Source organism: Microcystis sp. M109S1, assembly GCF_020247025.1.
In the GTDB taxonomy this organism is placed as follows: domain Bacteria; phylum Cyanobacteriota; class Cyanobacteriia; order Cyanobacteriales; family Microcystaceae; genus Microcystis.
Genome location: NZ_JADBRW010000069.1, coordinates 1 through 15860, shown reverse-complemented (window position 1 = coordinate 15860; position 15860 = coordinate 1). Strand labels below are relative to the sequence as shown.

Sequence of the window (15860 nt, the reverse complement as noted above, 5' to 3'; positions counted from 1 at the left end):
TGGCCGCAGGACTTGCGGTGTCAGTCTGTAGAGCGACCATAAGACCAGAACAGAGTAAATCTGTTAAGGCAGGTGCGGAACCCCGCAAGGGAAAGAAGCAGAAACCCAAATCGTGAGGGTTGGGAATCACCGTCCGTTTTACGGCGGTGAGGATGTCAAATAGGTGGTGATTCGGTAGTAGTGATGGTGGCTTAATCCTTTGCTTTGCTGTGCATTGTAGTCATGGATAAAATACCAAACAGTTCCCCAACGTGATTCTCCATTTTTTTAGAGAAAGATAGACTCTGTCTCACCAGTCGAGAAATCCTTTGTCGAAAGGTATTATTTAATCTTTCAATATGATTAGTTTGACCAGTTTCTTGACCAACCTGTCGATGACGTTTACTGGGAATTACTGTCTTATAGGACTCCCAAAAGTCTGTGTAAGCAACAGCGCATTGTCGGTAAACACCTGGTCGGCCTGTCCCAAAGTTTTTTGTCTGATTGACGACTCCTATCTCCTAAATAGCAACCAATAATTTCTCGGGTAGTTCTATCGATAGCTAACCAAATATATACCTTGATTTTCTTACAAAATACGAATGACCATAACTCATCACATTCTATGATTAATTTGCCTTTAGGTTTGTCTGTAACCTTGACCTGACGAGGGACTTGGCTAAATTTATTATTAACATAATTTTGTAACCATGACCAACTTACTCCAGTTACTCTAGCAATTCCTCGTCAGGAAATTCGTTCGAGCAAGAGTTTATCAATTAATTGTTTGGTTTCGTCAGAGACGGTTTTATTACTAGGATTAATTACCAAGACCACAATCTTTACACTTACGTTTGGGTTTGCCATTATGTGTAGAACCATTTTTGATGGTATGGCAAGAACCACATTTAGGACAACGAAATATTGAAGATGGTGAATCTTTTGTTAGAAGATTATGTTCTAAATCTTCATCGCCATCCAACCAAAATTTAATAATCCAAGAGAAGATTTTGATAAAAACAGCAATCATAAAAAGCAAATTCTTGAATCATAAAAAGCAAATTCTTGACATTTATCAGGTAATTATTTTTATTAGTCAATATTCTACACAACTCAGGCTAGATAAGCAAGGTAGCTCACCACTACTATCGGATCACTACCCTGCGTTCAAACCGCGTGGGGGAATTTTAGTACAAATGCTCACCACCCTCTCCCTGCTCCCTGCTCATAGACAGTCTTAACGAGCAATTTAGATAGTCAACAGCTTACTGCCGATTATTACCTCACCTTGGCGGCGTATTATTGACAATATTGAGAGCATAAAGGCGAAAACGCTCTAGATCGGCTTGCAGGGTTGATTCCACCACTCGACCGAGGAAAAGATTATCCATCAATTTTCCTAACCAACCTGGTATAGCATAGGCTGCTGTCAGTCGCACAATACTCCTACCATGACGGTCATAAAAACGAATTGCCCCGCGGTTAGGCAACCCGTCCACGGATTCCCATTGAATCATCTGGTGGGGGACAATTTTCAGTATCCGTGACAACCAAGTAAATTCTAGACCACCACTGGCTAACTTCCAACGGGAAAGCTCTGGCTCCTCCTCTAGAATTTTCACCGATTCGATCCATTTCATCCACTGGGGCATTTGTTCTAAATCTGACCAGAGCTCCCAAACCAGATCGATTGGTGCGTCCACTTCTACCTGTACACTATGTTCTAACCAAGTCATTCGTTAATTCTGGCGATGCTGAATATTTCTATGATAACGGCTATTAGTCTTTAGCTTTTGACTCAATGATAAAATAAAAACAATCTTCGAGGTTTAATTTTACTATGTTAATCAGAAAACTGCTCGAATGTGAGGAATTCATCGCTGGTGATCATACCCGATTGCGCGAGTTATTGCATCCCGATAAACAGCCGTTAAATCTACGTTATAGTTTAGCCCACGCCTGGGTAGATGTGGGGGAAACTTCTACTCCCCACGCTTTAAAAACTGCGGAAGTTTATTATATTTTGCAAGGACAAGGGGAAATGCACATCGATGAGGAAGTGCAGTTAGTGACTGTCGGTGCTGCCATTTATATACCTCCTCTAGCTAAACAATATATTCATAATTGTGGGGAGGAACCCTTAATTTTCTTGTGCATTGTCGATCCTGCTTGGCGACTAGAAGACGAAATTATCTTTGAGTAAACCTAATGAATATTGGCATTATTGGACTGGGTTTAATTGGTGGTTCCTTGAGCTTAGATTTCCGCTCACAAGGTTATAAAGTTTTGGGAGTTTCTCGTCAACAATACACCTGTGATATCGCTGTACAAAAAGGAGTGGTAGATGAATCTAGCACCAGTTTAGAATTATTAGCTACTGCCGATTTAATCTTTATCTGTACTCCTATACATTTAATTGTGCCAACTTTGGAAAAATTAACTCCCTATTTAAAAACCCAAACCATTGTCACCGATGTGGGATCAGTTAAAGGAGCAATTGTAGCCAATTGTGGCCAATTGTGGCCAAATTTTGTCGGTAGTCATCCCATGGCTGGGAAAACCGAACAGGGAATTAATGCAGCACAATTTGGTTTATTTGTCAATGCCCCATATCTGATTACTCCCCTTGAATCTACCCCTAACTTTGCCGTGGAAATCTTAACTGAAATCGTGCAGAAATTAGGCTGTAAAATTTATTATTCCTCCCCCGAAGAACACGATCAAGCCGTGGCATGGATTTCCCATCTGCCAGTAATGATTAGTACCAGTTTAATCCAAGCTTGTGCGAAAGAACAAGACCTGAATATTCGCCAATTAGCGGAAAATTTAGCTAGTTCTGGTTTTCGCGATACCAGTCGCGTCGGTGGTGGCAATCCCGAATTAGGTTTAATGATGGCTAAATACAATCGTCAAGCTTTATTGATATCTTTAGCAAATTATCGGCAAAATCTTGATCAAATTGTTGACTATATTGCAGGGGAAAAATGGCAGGAAATAGAGGAAATTCTCGTTTCTAGTCATCAATATAGAGCCAATTTTATCCAATAAAATACCATTTTGCCCAGCAATTATCCCGCAGCACTGTATCATAGATTTATACTCAGCAAACCAATAAAATGATATGACCACCTTTTTCGACTTTGAAGCCGAATTTGTTGACTCCTTACGTTGTATCCCAATGACCGTGAGAATGAAACTAGATACCTGTGGAGTTAAATTAAAATTATCCCATTGGATGCAGTTGAGTCAACCGGAAAGAATGGTATTAGTTAATATGGCTTGTACGACGGCAGCAGAAGCCAAAATCTATCGAGATTTTCTGCAAAAATTAATCGCCGAAAAAACTGGCAATCCCCCGGAAGAACTAGCAATAGCTCCGGATCCTGCTTGGCTAGATGATAGCCAGATTCCCGATACAGTCCGAGAAAAAGCCAGAGAATTCCAGATCGAAATTAGTTTAGAACAATGGCAAAAATTGCCACCATCCCAACGGTTTGCCCTGATTAAACTCAGTCGTCCGGGTCATGAAAATCTCAACTTCTATCCAGCCCTGAAAGAGTTCCATATAGTCGATGCCTAACTCAAAAACCTATGCTATGTTAAGTTTGTTTCTACCTTACTTTCATGACAAGCAAAAAGGCGATCGAGGCGAGAAATTAGTATTTTATACCAGATCAATCTCGAATTAAAACGGGGGGAAATAGCGGATGATAGCTGGTTTAATTAGTCCCAGCAAAGGTGAGATTTTCTGCCATGGCAAACCTTAACGGGACTTAATAAATAAATTGCAGGAACTCGCTGCTCTGGAACTTGGTCAATTCTCTTAATAAAAATGATAATTAATGAGCATATTCTTGGAAAATAATTATACAGTTTCCAGCCAGTCAAAAACTTGATTCAATTGCGACAAATCGATTAAACCGTACTGCCACAGAACCATCGGTAAAGAACCCACTGATGCTTCACAGAGACGCACAGCCATATCGAGGGAACGGGGGGAAATTGCTAATTTTTCCAAGAGGAAAGTGCGGAGTTGTTTTTGTTGATGAGCTTCCATGATTAAGGATCATTGGTAATGATAATCGGATTATTGAATAACTTATCCTCTATTAAAAAGAGATGCTTCCCTCACGGGGATCACCCAATTGGGTGATTTTGTCCACCAATCGGAATAATTTAAGAATTTATCCATAATATGTCCTACTATCCCGAAATTGCTAGTGGGGATATCAACACTTCCTTCACTTAGAAAAACGAGAAAGGGGAACTTTTGGGATAAGCTATTGATAACCTAGTTTTTGATCGAGTAGGAGAGAATTTCCCTCAATGAGTCATGTTCCTCAAGTTTCCGTGATTATTCCTTGCTATAATCAAGGTCGCTATCTTGATGATGCGATCACATCTGTTTTAGTGCAAACATACCAAAACTTTGAAATCCTGATCGTTGATGATGGATCCACAGAACCAGAAACCATCGAGATTTTACAAGATTATCAACAGCCAAAAACCCGGATTATCCGCACAGAAAATCAAGGGGTTGCCACAGCGAGAAATCTAGGAATTGCCCAAGCGCAAGGAACCTATATTCTTCCTCTTGATGCCGATGATAAAATTGCCGATTCCTATCTAGAAAAAGCGGTTACTTTGCTAGAAGGTAATGAGCAATTAGGTATAGTTTATTGCGAAGCGGAGTATTTTGGGGATAGACAAGGAATTTGGCCGCTGCCTGAGTATAAATTTCCTGATATATTAGTAGATAATATGATATTTTGCTCCGGTTTGTTTCGGAAATCCGACTGGGAAACTGTGGGGGGCTATAATACTAATTTAATTTATGGTTGGGAAGATCACGATTTCTGGCTATCTCTGATCGAATTAGGTCGAGAAGTCTATCGTATCCCGGAAGTGTTATTTTTCTATCGACAAAAAGCTGATTCTATGAGTCGCTCAATGACCGCAGAACACTATATTTATTCCTATACCCAACTTTTTTATAATCATCCCCAACTTTACTCACAAAATATCCAAGCCATTTTTGCTGCTTTAGTTACCTTAAAAGTCGATATATTCGCTCAGTTGGAACAGGCTAGAGAACGAATTAAACAATTAGAAATTCATGAACAAGAATTGCAACAAGAATTGCAAAAAAACCAATTGGATTATCGAGAAGCTGACAGTAAAATAGCCGCCATGGAAAAAAGTAAATTCTGGCAAATGAGAAGAGTTTGGATTAAAATGCAAAAATTGCTAGGTTTGCTGGAAAAAGACCCAATTTATTCCTAATGGAACTTGAACGCTAAACAAAGATCGAATCGATTATAATCATTACAGAGTAAGCACTTTACGATTTGACTTCTGGATCACGGTGTCAAGATTTAGATCGTCGATAATTCCTCGCCGGTTGGTGAGTCCTCCCTGTTTCATGGTTTCTTCTAGTTCGTTACTTTGGGTTTCCCAGTATTGAGTGCATTTTAGTCGGTCTTTGGGGTTGTAGATTTTGGCATCGGGGAGGACAATGGGGAAGATGCAAGCGTAGAAATCTCCATTTTTTGCGCTCTCGATTAACTCGAACATACAGTTACAGGAAAATGGATAATACAATAGGAAAATCTTAGCAAAAGTAGCCACAAAAATTGATAATATCAAGGGGAGAACTGAAAAAAGCAATTTAGCCGTTGCTACAGCAATTCTGGCGGGGTTAGTATTTAAGTAAGGAAATCACCATAAACTTATTAAGGGAAGAAATTATGGGCGAATCAGTCATTGATCAGGACATCCAAAAAAAAGGAAGACGATAAGAAGCGGTTTCTTTGATTCTACGGCTACTTAACCGTCGTTTAGGTGAAATATCCTCAACTGTAAGCCAAAAAATCCGAGAACTATCTCCAGAACAATTAGAAACTTTAGGAGAAGCGCTGCTCGATTTTGCCAGCTTGACATATCTGACCACTTGGTTATCGAAGATAGAAACTTAAATCCCCAGAAGATGTCTGCTCGTCCTGCGTTAAATTTTTAAATACTGGCTTTTTTTGTATTGATTTAACCATGGCTACCAGCGATATCTCCAATTCTGCTCACTCATCCCCAAAAACCCTGCCAAAACTGGGACTTTTCACCATGTTTCGCTTAGGACTCTTTCAAATGGGACTAGGTATTATGTCCCTGCTGACTTTGGGGGTTCTCAATCGGATTATGATCGATGAGTTAAAAGTTTTACCCTTTCTCGCCGCAGCTGCGATCGCTATGCACCAGTTTGTTAGTCCAGCGCGCATCTGGTTTGGGCAAAGATCCGATGGTAAAACTATTTTTGGTCATCATCGCAGCGGTTATGTCTGGATTGGGGCGGCAGTTTTTACCGCTTTAGCTTTTATTGCTTTGCAAGTAGTCTGGCAATTGGGACTTAGTATTCAAACTTCGGGATGGAGTACCATTTCCTACGCCTGGATTGCCCTCTTAGCCTTAATTTTCGCCCTCTACGGACTGGCTTTAAGCGCCAGTTCTACCCCTTTTGCTGCCCTCTTGGTGGATGTGTCCGATGAAGATAATCGATCGCAATTAGTTGGTATAGTTTGGTCAATGCTAATGGTGGGAATTGTCGTCGGGGCGATCGTTAGTTCTCGTTTGCTGGATACTCCCAATATCTGCGGTACAAATATTTTGACCTATGATCCGACCCAATCAGCCCCTATAGCCAATATTCCGCAACTACAGGCGAATATTAACCCCGTGTTCACGATTATGCCCGCTATCGTTTTCGGTCTCTGCATTTTAGCGACTTTTGGCGTAGAAAAAAAATATTCTCGTTTTAGTAGTCGGTCCACTCTTGTGCAAAGAGAGGATCAAATTACCTTCAAAGATGCCCTACAAGTTCTCACCGCTAGTCGGCAAACCGGTTTATTTTTCACCTTCCTGCTGATGATGACTTTGAGTTTATTTATGCAGGATGCAATTATGGAACCCTTTGGCGGCGAGGTTTTTGGGATGTGTATCGCCCAAACCACCCAATTAAACGCTTTTTGGGGAACCGGAACCCTTTTTGGTATTGCTGCCACGGGATTTATGCTCATTCCCCGCATCGGTAAACAAAAAACCACTAAATATGGCTGTATTTTTGCAACAATTTGTTTTATTCTCTTGATTTTTGCCGGCTTTTCTGCTAGTCAAAGTTTATTAAAATCAAGCTTGCTCTTTTTCGGTTTAGCTTCGGGAATGATTACTGCCGGAGCTACCAGTTTAATGTTAGATTTAACCGCCGCCGAAACCGCGGGAACTTTTATCGGCGCTTGGGGATTATCACAAGCGATCGCAAGGGGATTGGCCACGGTTTTAGGCGGTACGATTTTAAATATCGGTAAAGTTGTCTTTTCTAGTCCGGTTTTAGCCTATGGCTTAGTTTTCCTCGTGCAAGCATTGGGAATGATCCTGGCAGTTTGGTTATTAAGTCGCGTCGATGTCAAGGAATTTAAGGAAAATGCCCGATCAGCGATCGCAACGGTGATGAAAGGAGAGATCGACTAGCAAAAGCAAGCAAAAGTAAGATAACAGGAGAATTAGTCCGATCGGGGGAAGTTGGTTAGCAGCTTTTTTCCTATCCTAAAAGTAGAGAGGAAAACGAAAGAGGAGGCTAAAACGATGAAACGGACTTTAATGATTGCCCTAGGTTCCCTAGCTTCCTTACTGCTGATTAACCCCGTCGGTGCGGAAAATCCTCAACAGCTACAACAATTATTGAATACGCAGGAATGTCCGGGCTGTGATCTCCGCGGTGCAGATTTAAGGGGGGCGCATCTAATCGGTGCTGATTTGAGAAAAGCGAATTTACAGGGAGCTAATCTGGAGGAAGCTAACTTAGAGGGCGCAGATTTGACCGATGCCAATCTAGAAGGCGCAAATTTGACCGCAGCTTTTCTGACTAATGCCAGTTTGAATCAAGCTGATCTCGATGGAGTCAATTTCACCAGTGCCGTGATTTATGATGCCGATGTGACAGGTGCATCAATGGAGAGAATTAACTTGACAAATGCTCAGATTTATGGTACAGGCATCGCTGTTGGTGGTGGCAATCCCTAGATAGGGCGGGCTGAATAAGCATAAAAACCTTGTGGGGTAAGACTTTTAGACTTTTTTCCCCCAAAAAGTGCCTTAGCTAGGAGTGATTGGGAGGAAAATTCAGCTACTTTTTTCCTGAAAATTGGTAAAACCCCACACCCCACACCCTACACCCCACACCCTGTCCCCACTAAAAGACTTTTTCAGCAAACCCTAGCTAAAGAACGTCAATTTTAACTCTTGTTAAGCGATCGCTTTTGATAATTTCCCCGATTGAGTCTCACCGGGATTCTGGGACATCCGGCGCGATAATCAACAATTGTCCCTCCTTATCCTCGCGAATGGCTAGAATCGCCGGACGTTCATTTTCTGCCGACTGAGGGGATAACCCGCGAAAAACATAAGTCCAATTGTTATTTTGGATTAATAACCGCCAAACTCGCGGGGGATTGACTTTGCTATCATTCGTTTCTTTTCCCCGCAGCTCTTCGAGTAATTTAGTCTCACCGATAATTCGATAACCTTTGAGAGAAGGATCGGTAAAAACATCCTCCGGATTCCGACCGATCGCTATCTGTTTTTCTGGTAAAACTAAAGTGATAACTGGTAAGGTAGAAGTATCATTAACTGCATCGCGACGGGCATCGATCGCTCCCTGAATTCGAGCTAACTAAAAAAGAATAATTAATAGCCAAATAACAGCGATCAAATCTTTTCGGAGAGATTTGGGAATTCCCCGGACTAATAAACCTAGGAACTGAAATTTTTGATGAAATTTCCGTTTAGATTGACTGACAATTGAATAGGATGGCAGGGGAGACAAAATCCAGAGGGTAAATTGAATCGCGAAGGCAACGGCAACCAGCGCCAGAAACGTTCGCAGCAACGCCCCGAAATCGCCACAGAAGACCTGTATCGGCACAAAAAGGAAGGAACGCAAGGGCAAGTCCAGACGGTTAATCTCAAGGCTAAACCAGCCGAAATAGGCCCACCGATAGATCCATCCCGTAAAATAGAGAAAAATCCCCAGCAAACCGAGAAGACTGGCGAAGGTTCCTAGTATCTGTGTTCCGGGAGGGGGAGAATTCGGAGCGCTCACGGCAAAATGTCCCTGATTGGCGTTTTTGATCGCTATTCTACTCGATCGATCGGGTTCTATCGCCAGTTATTTGTATTTTATCAAGGAGAATAACCATGTCCATCGACGATCCCCGACAAGTTCGTTTTTTAATTGAGAAAATGGAAGCAAGTTTACCAATCCCTGTGCGTGCAACTCCCGAAACGTTAAAACTAGCTGAAACAAAAGGCGAGCGATACAAACCCGATCACCAGTTTTCGATCAATAAAATTTTCTACACGGGAGACGAGGGGGGAATTATTTGTTTCCTAAAAAATGAATCGGGAAAACAAACGGGTCTTATCTGTTCTTTAACCCATCTACGAATCGATAACGATCATCCGTTAGCGGCAGATATTCAGTCCTACCAGAAAAAGCGATCGATGCGGATCGCACTACAGGATGGTAAAACCGGAAAAGCCCTCCGTATTGCCAAACAAAACCGCCCGAACAAAGGTTTCGGAAAGTAAAAATATATTGACAAAAACCGCAGGTTGGGTTACGAGTAGTGCTAACCCACCGAATCCAATTATATTCGGGGAATAGGAATTTGATTAGTTGTCTCCCTGGGATGTTATTCCTACGCAGGTTCCCTACAATGGTAGGTCGTTAGATTAGAAAAGTCCTAACATTTTGGACGGATTATCGGCTATTTTTCTTTTTTTGCCTTTTTACTCCGCCGAGAAGACCGAGCGAACCCAAGAGAACGATTCCGGGCAAGGTAGAGGATTCGGGAACCGGTTGGAAATCGAGGCTAAAGGTTCCCGATGGTAATAGCGGGGTACGACCGTTTGCGGTATTCGTATCCATGAAGCGAAAGGTAGCGGAATAGGTTCCTAACGGCGCGTTCCCATCTGTTGAAAACACGGGAGTGAAAGCGAACCAATCTCCTTGCCCGATAACATAAGTATCGTTGACCGCGTTAAACAAATTTATTCCCGAAGCGTCCGTTACCGTCAAACCGGGCGTGATATCGATTAATTGTAGGGCGATCGTCGCCTCGTCTCCCAACAAGTCCTTCCAGCGACCCTTTCCCGTATTATAAATTGCGTTCACGTAAGGATCGGCGAGATCGTCGGTTAAATGGGCGACCGGACGTATTTTCAAATCCGAATACATATGAGCGTCCGTTTTCTGGCTAATATTCTTTCCCGCAAAAACGCCGCTACCCGGAAACAGGGGGATCGGGGGTAGGTCGAACCGTGTTTCGGGCAATCGGTTATTGGTACTGGTCTCTACCACTGTCGGATTCGTTGCCTCCCCCGTGTAACTATAAATACCGATGGCGTGGAAATGACTGATCTCGACGGGTTCATGTTGATGCGGGAACAGAAGCGATAGTCTCCCGTAGTTCGGATTGGCCAGAGCTTTATAAGTCCCGCCGGCTAGAGTCGGGAGTCCGTCTATCCCGACCATAATATGATGATGACTACTATGGGATTGGGCGAGGCTCGCGGTCGAACTAAGAAAGACGGCGGAAATCGAGACGAAAAAGGCATTTAAAACCTTATTAGTCAAAATAAACATATATTTTGTCAGAGATTTTGTTATACCTATTGTAATAAAGACTTTTCTGGAATTCAACAGACAGCGTGTCGTAGACAGGTGGCGCGTCTCTCCATAACCGCATGAGTATCTAAAACTGCTTTTAACACTTAAAGATCCTCTGCCGTAAAATCTCCCCACGCTTCTCGTCGGGTTTTATCGATATCTTCAGCCGAGGGAGCCTGTCCTAAATCGGCGCATATACCCCATAAAGATGGACGGGGTTGATTAATTTCTGCCGATTCCGATGCCATTTCTGCGGTAATTTTTTCGATCAGTTGCCGTTTCTCGATCGAGGATAATTTTTCCACCCACCGCATTAGCTCTTGTAGAGTCATATTTCTATCGCCCACCGCATAAAGGAGTAGCTTTATAAGTTTTAACATAAAGAGAAGATAAAACGCTTCCCCTTTGACAATCCCGACGCTAAAATATGGAAAAAACCCTCTAGAAAAAACCCTAGGTTGGGTTACTGTTACTCCTAACCCACCGCATCCAAGATCGAAAACAGAACCAACTAAATCCCGATCATTCAGGCAAGGTAAAGATGAAAAAACTCTACCCAATAATAACCGCAACTAGCCTAGTTTTTATCGCCTCTCTTGCTGGCTATCATCTACCAGCCACCGGCGATCAATCTCCCGTAATCCCCGTATTCATACCGGATGATACAAAAGTATCCTTAAAAAATGGCACTTCTCTATCCGGGAGATTAATCAAGTTCGATTCTCCAACAAAAATGATCGCTTTAGGGAGAGATTCAAAAACAAAAGAAGTGGCGATGAAAGAGATAGAACAGATAGAGTTTCAAGGGAAGGTTATTATCAGAGAATCCCGATCTCTTGTCATCAGTTAACCTCCTTTCATTAGTAGACCACAATGGGAGGAATCCTTGTTGAGGAGCCACCAACAACAGAGGAGAGAACGCTGGCAGGAACCTTTACAGAATTTCAAAATTATTGATGTTAATGAAGGAAAAGCGGAAGTAACTATAACCTCGCTAGATCCTCTAGAAATAAGAGGTATCGAGGTGGTAGCGAGTAAGAGTTCCTACGTTGTCGAGGAAATTAAATTCAACCCCTCGGACAAAATTGAGATTCAAGTAAACCCGCATTAAATTTCACAAAGGAGAGGTCAATTTTTTAGGCAATTAAGGAAGACTTTAAATGGAAAAGTTGGCTGATTTATTGTTCGATTGTTTTTGGTGATAGTGGATCGTTTAAGGTAGGATTAGCGAGGTCAAAAATGATGTCATTGATGAGATCTTCGTAATCGGTTTCATAGGCGATATCTTCTCTGCATTCGATGGCATCGGCCCAGTTTTCTAGGTCAGTGGCAGATAGAGCGTTATGGAGATAGCGATCGAGAATATCGATCAGATGCTCTTTTTTTAGGGTGATAATTGCTTCGCTACTGTCCCAAGGAAAGGTTTTTAGGATAGGGAGGATAGTTGATAGGAGTTGGTCAAAGTTGACTAGGGCGTTGAGGTATTCTTGTTTAGTTTTCATGGGTATTTTTGTTTGATGTGAACAATATAGTAATTATAATCTTTTGGTAATTGTCCATTTTGAACGCCGATTAAAGGGGAAACTATGAAAATAGACTATAATCAAGCCGCTAATGCCGCTTATATTCGTCGTTTTGAGGGAAAGGTTATTGATTCTGAGGAAGTAGCGCCGGGGATTGTTTATGATTACGATGAGGCGGACAGGGTTGTGGGGATTGAGATTTTAGGAGTCAAACAGAGAACGGCCGAACAATTGAAAAATATTGATTTTCCGTTGGAAGAGAATGAAAAACAAGAGATTAGACAATGGTTCGGAAAGTTAATACTAAATTGTTAAGTGATGTGAGAAATTCAGGAACTTTTCTGCAATATCCGACCTTTTTTCCTCTGGTCGATTTTATTGATATCTGGTATAATGGGGTCATATCAAGAGGATTTTGGGGAGAGGTGCGGGTAAATGGTGAAAATTCGCGAAGGTTGTTTTTTATTTTGTCTTTTCTTGATAAAAACAATACTTTTGAATTATTATTATGGGAGGTATTTAACTGATGCACCTCAAATTTAAATAGGATTGTTATCGCATTAAATTTAACAAGAGAGTTCAATATGATTAGCTTTGAAAACGCGCTGGAGTTGGTTAGTCAATTACCAAGAGAACAGCAAGAAATGTTAATCGAGATTGTTAAAAAGCGGTGTGTGGAGGTAAGAAGACAAGAGTTTTTGAGAGAATGTCAGGAGGGTTTGACAGAGTATCGGTCTGGTAATCTCCAACCGATGACAGTAGAAGATGTGATCGCGGAGTTAGATCGTTATTTGAAGGATTCTGAAGACGAATGAGGGAAATGTTAGCTTACGTCCTAGAAAGAGCCGGTGCTAAATCAGTAATTGCCAGTCTTTGGAGTGCGCCTGATGGCATAGAATTAGAAGACAAATCCTATGAGGCAATTACTTCGATTATGATGGCTAAATTCTATCAGAATCTCCAGAAAGGAATGAACAAAAGCGAAGCGATGAGAGAGGCAAAACTAAGCATGATTGAAAAATATCCCCATCCTTATTTTTGGTCGCCTTTTATCCTCATCGGTGCTGCCAATTAAACGGGCGATAAGAACTTTTGATCGCTGATAATCAGGATTATTTCCTAACTTTTAACTCCCGACATCTGCCGCATTTCTAAATATACTAATAAAGCGTTAATATCGGCGGGATTGACTCCGCCAATTCGCGAGGCTTGGCCGATGGTGGCGGGTTTAATTTTTGTTAATTTTTCCCTAGATTCCATTGACAAAGTTTCGATTTTCATGTAGTCAATATCGGGGGATAAATGTCGGTTACTGTGGCGACTAATTTGGTCGATTTGATTTTGTTGTCGTTTCAAATAACCGGAATATTTAATCTCAATTTCTACCCCTTCTCTTTCGGCTAAATTTAAATCGGGATTACCTAAACCATAGCGATCGAGATCGAGATAATGGAAGTTAGGACGACGCATTAAATCCGCTAAAGAGAGAGAACCTTTGATTTTTTGTTCCGTATCCTTAACGATGGCAATTGCCACCTCATCCCGTTCTTTAATTCTCGTTTCGTGTAAGCGTTCTTTTTCAGCGATAATATTAGCTTGTTTAGTTTGGAATAATTGCCAACGTCGGTCATCAATTAAGCCAATTTCTCGCCCTAAAGGTGTTAATCTTTGATCAGCATTATCCGATCGCAATACTAAGCGATATTCGGAACGACTGGTTAACATTCGATAGGGTTCCCGCAGATCCTTGGTACACAAATCATCGACCAAAGTTCCTAGATAACTTTCCTCCCGCGGAAAAACAATTAACTCTTTTCCTAAAGCAAACCGCGCCGCATTAATCCCCGCCACCAGTCCCTGGGCTGCCGCTTCTTCATAACCGGTAGTCCCGTTAATTTGTCCCGCACAAAATAACCCCTCAATCTTCTTCGTCATCAGGGTTGGATAACACTGAGTTGCCGGTAAATAATCGTATTCCACTGCATAAGCAGCACGCAACATCACACAGTTTTCTAAACCGGGTAAAGTCCGCAGCATGGCTAATTGAACATTTTCCGGCAGTCCCGTAGAAAACCCTTGGATATAAAGTTCGGGAATATCGCGCCCTTCCGGTTCGATAAAAATTTGATGACTTTCTTTATCGGCAAAACGGACGATTTTATCCTCAATACTGGGACAATAACGCGGACCTTTGGAGTCAATAAAACCGCCATAAATGGGGGATAAATGTAAATTATCTCTGATTAATTGATGAGTTGCCGCCGTGGTGCGGGTGAGATGACAGTTCATTTGTTCTCGTTCGATCCAGACATCGGGATCAAAACTAAACCAACGTACCTCGTCATCGGGCGGTTGCGGTTCCATACGGGAGTAATCGACCGAACGCTTATCCACACGGGCAGGAGTGCCAGTTTTTAGGCGACCGGTCTCGAATCCGAGACGATTTAGGGTATCTGTTAAACCCACCGCCGCAAATTCGCCCGCGCGTCCGGCTGCCATAGACTTGCCGCCGATCCAGATTTTGCCGCCTAAAAAAGTGCCAGTGGTTAAAATGACGGCTTTAGCGGCGAAACAAGTGCCGAAATAGGTTTCTACCCCTAAAACTTGCTCATTTGCCCCTAAAATCAGGTCTGTGACCATGCCTTCCCGAATAACCAGATTTGCTTGGGTTTCGACAATACCTTTCATAATTGCCGCGTATTCCCGTTTATCGGTTTGGGCGCGTAGGGCCCAGACTGCCGGTCCGCGAGAGGCATTAAGAACCCGTTTTTGCAGATAGGTGCGGTCGGCCATTTTGCCAATTTCGCCGCCTAAAGCGTCCACTTCGTGGGTTAATTGGGATTTAGCCGGACCACCGACGGCGGGGTTACAGGGTTGCCAAGCGATTTTATCGAGATTAAGGGTGAGGAGAAGGGTACGACAACCGAGACGGGCGCAAGCTAGGGCCGCTTCACAGCCGGAATGGCCCGCCCCGACGACGATGACATCAAATTCATCTTGAAAGTCTGCGGCTGAGGAGAAAGTCATACTCGATCGAGGGGAAAATTAATTAATCAGGCTAATATTCTAGCAATTTTTCTGAGTTTTCCCTCAAATATAATACAAGATTACTAATCAATTATATCTGGCTGAATAAATCTAAAAACCTCGTTGGGTAAGACTTTTAGACTTTTTGTCAATTAAAAAGTACTGGATATGGGAGTGAGCGGGGGGAAAATTCCGGGACTTTTTCCCTGAAAATTAGGTAATTGACCCCCTCAAAATCGCTAAAACCCCACACCCCACACCCCACACCCTACCCCCACGAAAAACTTTTTCAGCAACCCCTAATTAAGGTCATTGACTAACACCAAAGCGATCGCATAAATCTAAAAACAATCTATATAATTCCTATTTAACCTTGCCTTTTGAGGGCATTACTGGCTAAGTATTATAGGTGCTTATGATATCTTCACGATCGTTTAAAGATTTTGACATCCTCACCGCCGTAAACGGACGGCGATTCCTCACCACGCCACCTTTTTAGAATGGTCGCTGAATGGGGTTGACGCTTCACGGGATGCTGCTTCTTTAACAGAAGTCTTACGCTTTCCTCCACGTCCATTTAAAGTCTCCGAATGTCCTCCGGCGACCTTGATATT

At 42.3% G+C, this 15860-nt stretch carries 19 protein-coding genes and 3 pseudogenes; 13 read left to right on the top strand and 9 right to left on the bottom strand.

Annotated elements, in window-relative coordinates:
- Window positions 1-138: 138 nt before the first annotated feature.
- A pseudogene (locus tag IM322_RS03325) lies at window positions 139-904 on the bottom strand (IS1 family transposase).
- Here IM322_RS03325 and IM322_RS03320 point away from each other — a divergent pair.
- The gene (locus IM322_RS03320) at window positions 867-1220 is read left to right on the top strand and encodes a hypothetical protein (protein ID WP_287672102.1); all 354 of its coding nucleotides are present in this window, start codon (window positions 867-869) and stop codon (window positions 1218-1220) included. The pseudogene IM322_RS03325 and the gene IM322_RS03320 sit on opposite strands and share 38 nt — an antisense overlap.
- 42 nt (window positions 1221-1262) lie before the next feature.
- Here the strand turns inward: IM322_RS03320 and IM322_RS03315 are convergent, their stop codons facing one another.
- Entirely contained in the window at window positions 1263-1715 is a 453-nt protein-coding gene (locus IM322_RS03315) for an SRPBCC family protein (RefSeq protein ID WP_272083185.1), read from the bottom strand.
- 104 nt (window positions 1716-1819) lie between these two features.
- Here IM322_RS03315 and IM322_RS03310 point away from each other — a divergent pair, with 104 nt between their 5' ends.
- From IM322_RS03310 to IM322_RS03300, 3 genes are all read left to right on the top strand, one after another.
- Window positions 1820-2182, top strand: coding sequence for a cupin domain-containing protein (locus IM322_RS03310; protein ID WP_002736559.1), 363 nt, complete (start codon window positions 1820-1822; stop codon window positions 2180-2182).
- A 5-nt stretch (window positions 2183-2187) separates the two neighbouring features.
- On the top strand, window positions 2188-3027 hold the full coding sequence (locus IM322_RS03305; protein WP_287672101.1) for a prephenate/arogenate dehydrogenase: 840 nt from the start codon (window positions 2188-2190) through the stop codon (window positions 3025-3027).
- A gap of 73 nt (window positions 3028-3100) precedes the next feature.
- The gene (locus tag IM322_RS03300) at window positions 3101-3559 is read left to right on the top strand and encodes a nitrate reductase associated protein (RefSeq protein ID WP_287672100.1); all 459 of its coding nucleotides are present in this window, start codon (window positions 3101-3103) and stop codon (window positions 3557-3559) included.
- 285 nt (window positions 3560-3844) lie between these two features.
- Here IM322_RS03300 and IM322_RS03295 read toward each other — a convergent pair whose 3' ends face one another.
- Window positions 3845-4036 carry a DUF2949 domain-containing protein gene (locus tag IM322_RS03295; protein ID WP_286824399.1) on the bottom strand — a complete coding sequence of 64 codons (192 nt, stop codon included), beginning with the start codon at window positions 4034-4036 and terminating at the stop codon, window positions 3845-3847.
- 269 nt (window positions 4037-4305) lie between these two features.
- Between IM322_RS03295 and IM322_RS03290 the strand changes: the two genes are divergently transcribed.
- A complete protein-coding gene (locus tag IM322_RS03290) occupies window positions 4306-5262 on the top strand; it encodes a glycosyltransferase (protein WP_287672099.1) in 957 nt (318 codons plus the stop codon).
- Window positions 5263-5304: 42 nt separating this feature from the next.
- Here IM322_RS03290 and IM322_RS03285 read toward each other — a convergent pair whose 3' ends face one another.
- Window positions 5305-5607, bottom strand: a complete 303-nt coding sequence (locus tag IM322_RS03285) for a hypothetical protein (protein WP_287672098.1) — start codon at window positions 5605-5607, stop codon at window positions 5305-5307.
- Window positions 5608-5789: 182 nt separating this feature from the next.
- Here IM322_RS03285 and IM322_RS03280 point away from each other — a divergent pair, with 182 nt between their 5' ends.
- The 3 genes from IM322_RS03280 (at window position 5790) to IM322_RS03270 (ending at window position 8049) form a co-directional block, all read left to right on the top strand.
- Window positions 5790-5954: a DUF4351 domain-containing protein gene (locus IM322_RS03280; RefSeq protein WP_287672097.1), complete on the top strand. Its 165-nt coding sequence runs from the start codon at window positions 5790-5792 to the stop codon at window positions 5952-5954.
- A 70-nt stretch (window positions 5955-6024) separates the two neighbouring features.
- Complete coding sequence (locus tag IM322_RS03275; RefSeq protein ID WP_287672096.1) at window positions 6025-7497, top strand: BCD family MFS transporter; 1473 nt, start codon at window positions 6025-6027, stop codon at window positions 7495-7497.
- Between the two features lie 114 nt (window positions 7498-7611).
- The gene (locus IM322_RS03270; protein WP_287076752.1) at window positions 7612-8049 is read left to right on the top strand and encodes a pentapeptide repeat-containing protein; all 438 of its coding nucleotides are present in this window, start codon (window positions 7612-7614) and stop codon (window positions 8047-8049) included.
- A 649-nt stretch (window positions 8050-8698) separates the two neighbouring features.
- On the opposite strand, the gene IM322_RS03260 is transcribed toward IM322_RS03270, so the two are convergent.
- Window positions 8699-9127 (bottom strand): hypothetical protein, encoded by a 429-nt coding sequence (locus IM322_RS03260; RefSeq protein ID WP_287672094.1) that lies wholly within the window; start codon window positions 9125-9127, stop codon window positions 8699-8701.
- Between the two features lie 95 nt (window positions 9128-9222).
- On the opposite strand from IM322_RS03260, the gene IM322_RS03255 reads away from it, so the two are divergent.
- Window positions 9223-9615, top strand: coding sequence for a hypothetical protein (locus tag IM322_RS03255; protein WP_287672092.1), 393 nt, complete (start codon window positions 9223-9225; stop codon window positions 9613-9615).
- Window positions 9616-9787: 172 nt separating this feature from the next.
- Here the strand turns inward: IM322_RS03255 and IM322_RS03250 are convergent, their stop codons facing one another.
- A complete protein-coding gene (locus IM322_RS03250; protein ID WP_287713097.1) occupies window positions 9788-10672 on the bottom strand; it encodes an all3515 family Zur-repressed PEP-CTERM protein in 885 nt (294 codons plus the stop codon).
- Between the two features lie 128 nt (window positions 10673-10800).
- On the bottom strand, window positions 10801-11076 hold the full coding sequence (locus tag IM322_RS03245) for a hypothetical protein (protein ID WP_287713096.1): 276 nt from the start codon (window positions 11074-11076) through the stop codon (window positions 10801-10803).
- Between the two features lie 161 nt (window positions 11077-11237).
- Here IM322_RS03245 and IM322_RS23150 point away from each other — a divergent pair.
- A pseudogene (locus tag IM322_RS23150) lies at window positions 11238-11807 on the top strand (hypothetical protein).
- Between the two features lie 67 nt (window positions 11808-11874).
- On the opposite strand, the gene IM322_RS03230 reads toward IM322_RS23150, so the two are convergent.
- Window positions 11875-12198, bottom strand: a complete 324-nt coding sequence (locus IM322_RS03230; protein WP_287672084.1) for a hypothetical protein — start codon at window positions 12196-12198, stop codon at window positions 11875-11877.
- Window positions 12199-12282: 84 nt separating this feature from the next.
- Here IM322_RS03230 and IM322_RS03225 point away from each other — a divergent pair, with 84 nt between their 5' ends.
- From IM322_RS03225 to IM322_RS03215, 3 genes and pseudogenes are all read left to right on the top strand, one after another.
- Window positions 12283-12534, top strand: coding sequence for a DUF2283 domain-containing protein (locus tag IM322_RS03225; protein ID WP_287672082.1), 252 nt, complete (start codon window positions 12283-12285; stop codon window positions 12532-12534).
- 269 nt (window positions 12535-12803) lie between these two features.
- On the top strand, window positions 12804-13034 hold the full coding sequence (locus tag IM322_RS03220) for a hypothetical protein (RefSeq protein WP_287672080.1): 231 nt from the start codon (window positions 12804-12806) through the stop codon (window positions 13032-13034).
- A gap of 8 nt (window positions 13035-13042) precedes the next feature.
- Window positions 13043-13294, top strand: a pseudogene (locus IM322_RS03215) (CHAT domain-containing protein); the annotation flags it as partial.
- Window positions 13295-13338: 44 nt separating this feature from the next.
- Here IM322_RS03215 and mnmG read toward each other — a convergent pair.
- Window positions 13339-15246, bottom strand: coding sequence for a tRNA uridine-5-carboxymethylaminomethyl(34) synthesis enzyme MnmG (gene mnmG / locus IM322_RS03210; protein ID WP_287672078.1), 1908 nt, complete (start codon window positions 15244-15246; stop codon window positions 13339-13341).
- Between the last annotated feature and the right edge of the window lie 614 nt (window positions 15247-15860).

What these genes read in the sequence shown, in the direction of transcription:
- IM322_RS03320 (WP_287672102.1), top strand. Translation starts at nt 867, where the DNA reads ATGGTATGGCAAGAACCACATTTAGGACAACGAAATATTGAAGATGGT.
- IM322_RS03315 (WP_272083185.1), bottom strand. Translation starts at nt 1,715, where the DNA reads ATGACTTGGTTAGAACATAGTGTACAGGTAGAAGTGGACGCACCAATC.
- IM322_RS03310 (WP_002736559.1), top strand. Translation starts at nt 1,820, where the DNA reads ATGTTAATCAGAAAACTGCTCGAATGTGAGGAATTCATCGCTGGTGAT.
- IM322_RS03305 (WP_287672101.1), top strand. Translation starts at nt 2,188, where the DNA reads ATGAATATTGGCATTATTGGACTGGGTTTAATTGGTGGTTCCTTGAGC.
- IM322_RS03300 (WP_287672100.1), top strand. Translation starts at nt 3,101, where the DNA reads ATGACCACCTTTTTCGACTTTGAAGCCGAATTTGTTGACTCCTTACGT.
- IM322_RS03295 (WP_286824399.1), bottom strand. Translation starts at nt 4,036, where the DNA reads ATGGAAGCTCATCAACAAAAACAACTCCGCACTTTCCTCTTGGAAAAA.
- IM322_RS03290 (WP_287672099.1), top strand. Translation starts at nt 4,306, where the DNA reads ATGAGTCATGTTCCTCAAGTTTCCGTGATTATTCCTTGCTATAATCAA.
- IM322_RS03275 (WP_287672096.1), top strand. Translation starts at nt 6,025, where the DNA reads ATGGCTACCAGCGATATCTCCAATTCTGCTCACTCATCCCCAAAAACC.
- IM322_RS03270 (WP_287076752.1), top strand. Translation starts at nt 7,612, where the DNA reads ATGAAACGGACTTTAATGATTGCCCTAGGTTCCCTAGCTTCCTTACTG.
- IM322_RS03255 (WP_287672092.1), top strand. Translation starts at nt 9,223, where the DNA reads ATGTCCATCGACGATCCCCGACAAGTTCGTTTTTTAATTGAGAAAATG.
- IM322_RS03250 (WP_287713097.1), bottom strand. Translation starts at nt 10,672, where the DNA reads ATGTTTATTTTGACTAATAAGGTTTTAAATGCCTTTTTCGTCTCGATT.
- IM322_RS03245 (WP_287713096.1), bottom strand. Translation starts at nt 11,076, where the DNA reads ATGTTAAAACTTATAAAGCTACTCCTTTATGCGGTGGGCGATAGAAAT.
- IM322_RS03230 (WP_287672084.1), bottom strand. Translation starts at nt 12,198, where the DNA reads ATGAAAACTAAACAAGAATACCTCAACGCCCTAGTCAACTTTGACCAA.
- IM322_RS03225 (WP_287672082.1), top strand. Translation starts at nt 12,283, where the DNA reads ATGAAAATAGACTATAATCAAGCCGCTAATGCCGCTTATATTCGTCGT.
- IM322_RS03220 (WP_287672080.1), top strand. Translation starts at nt 12,804, where the DNA reads ATGATTAGCTTTGAAAACGCGCTGGAGTTGGTTAGTCAATTACCAAGA.
- mnmG (WP_287672078.1), bottom strand. Translation starts at nt 15,246, where the DNA reads ATGACTTTCTCCTCAGCCGCAGACTTTCAAGATGAATTTGATGTCATC.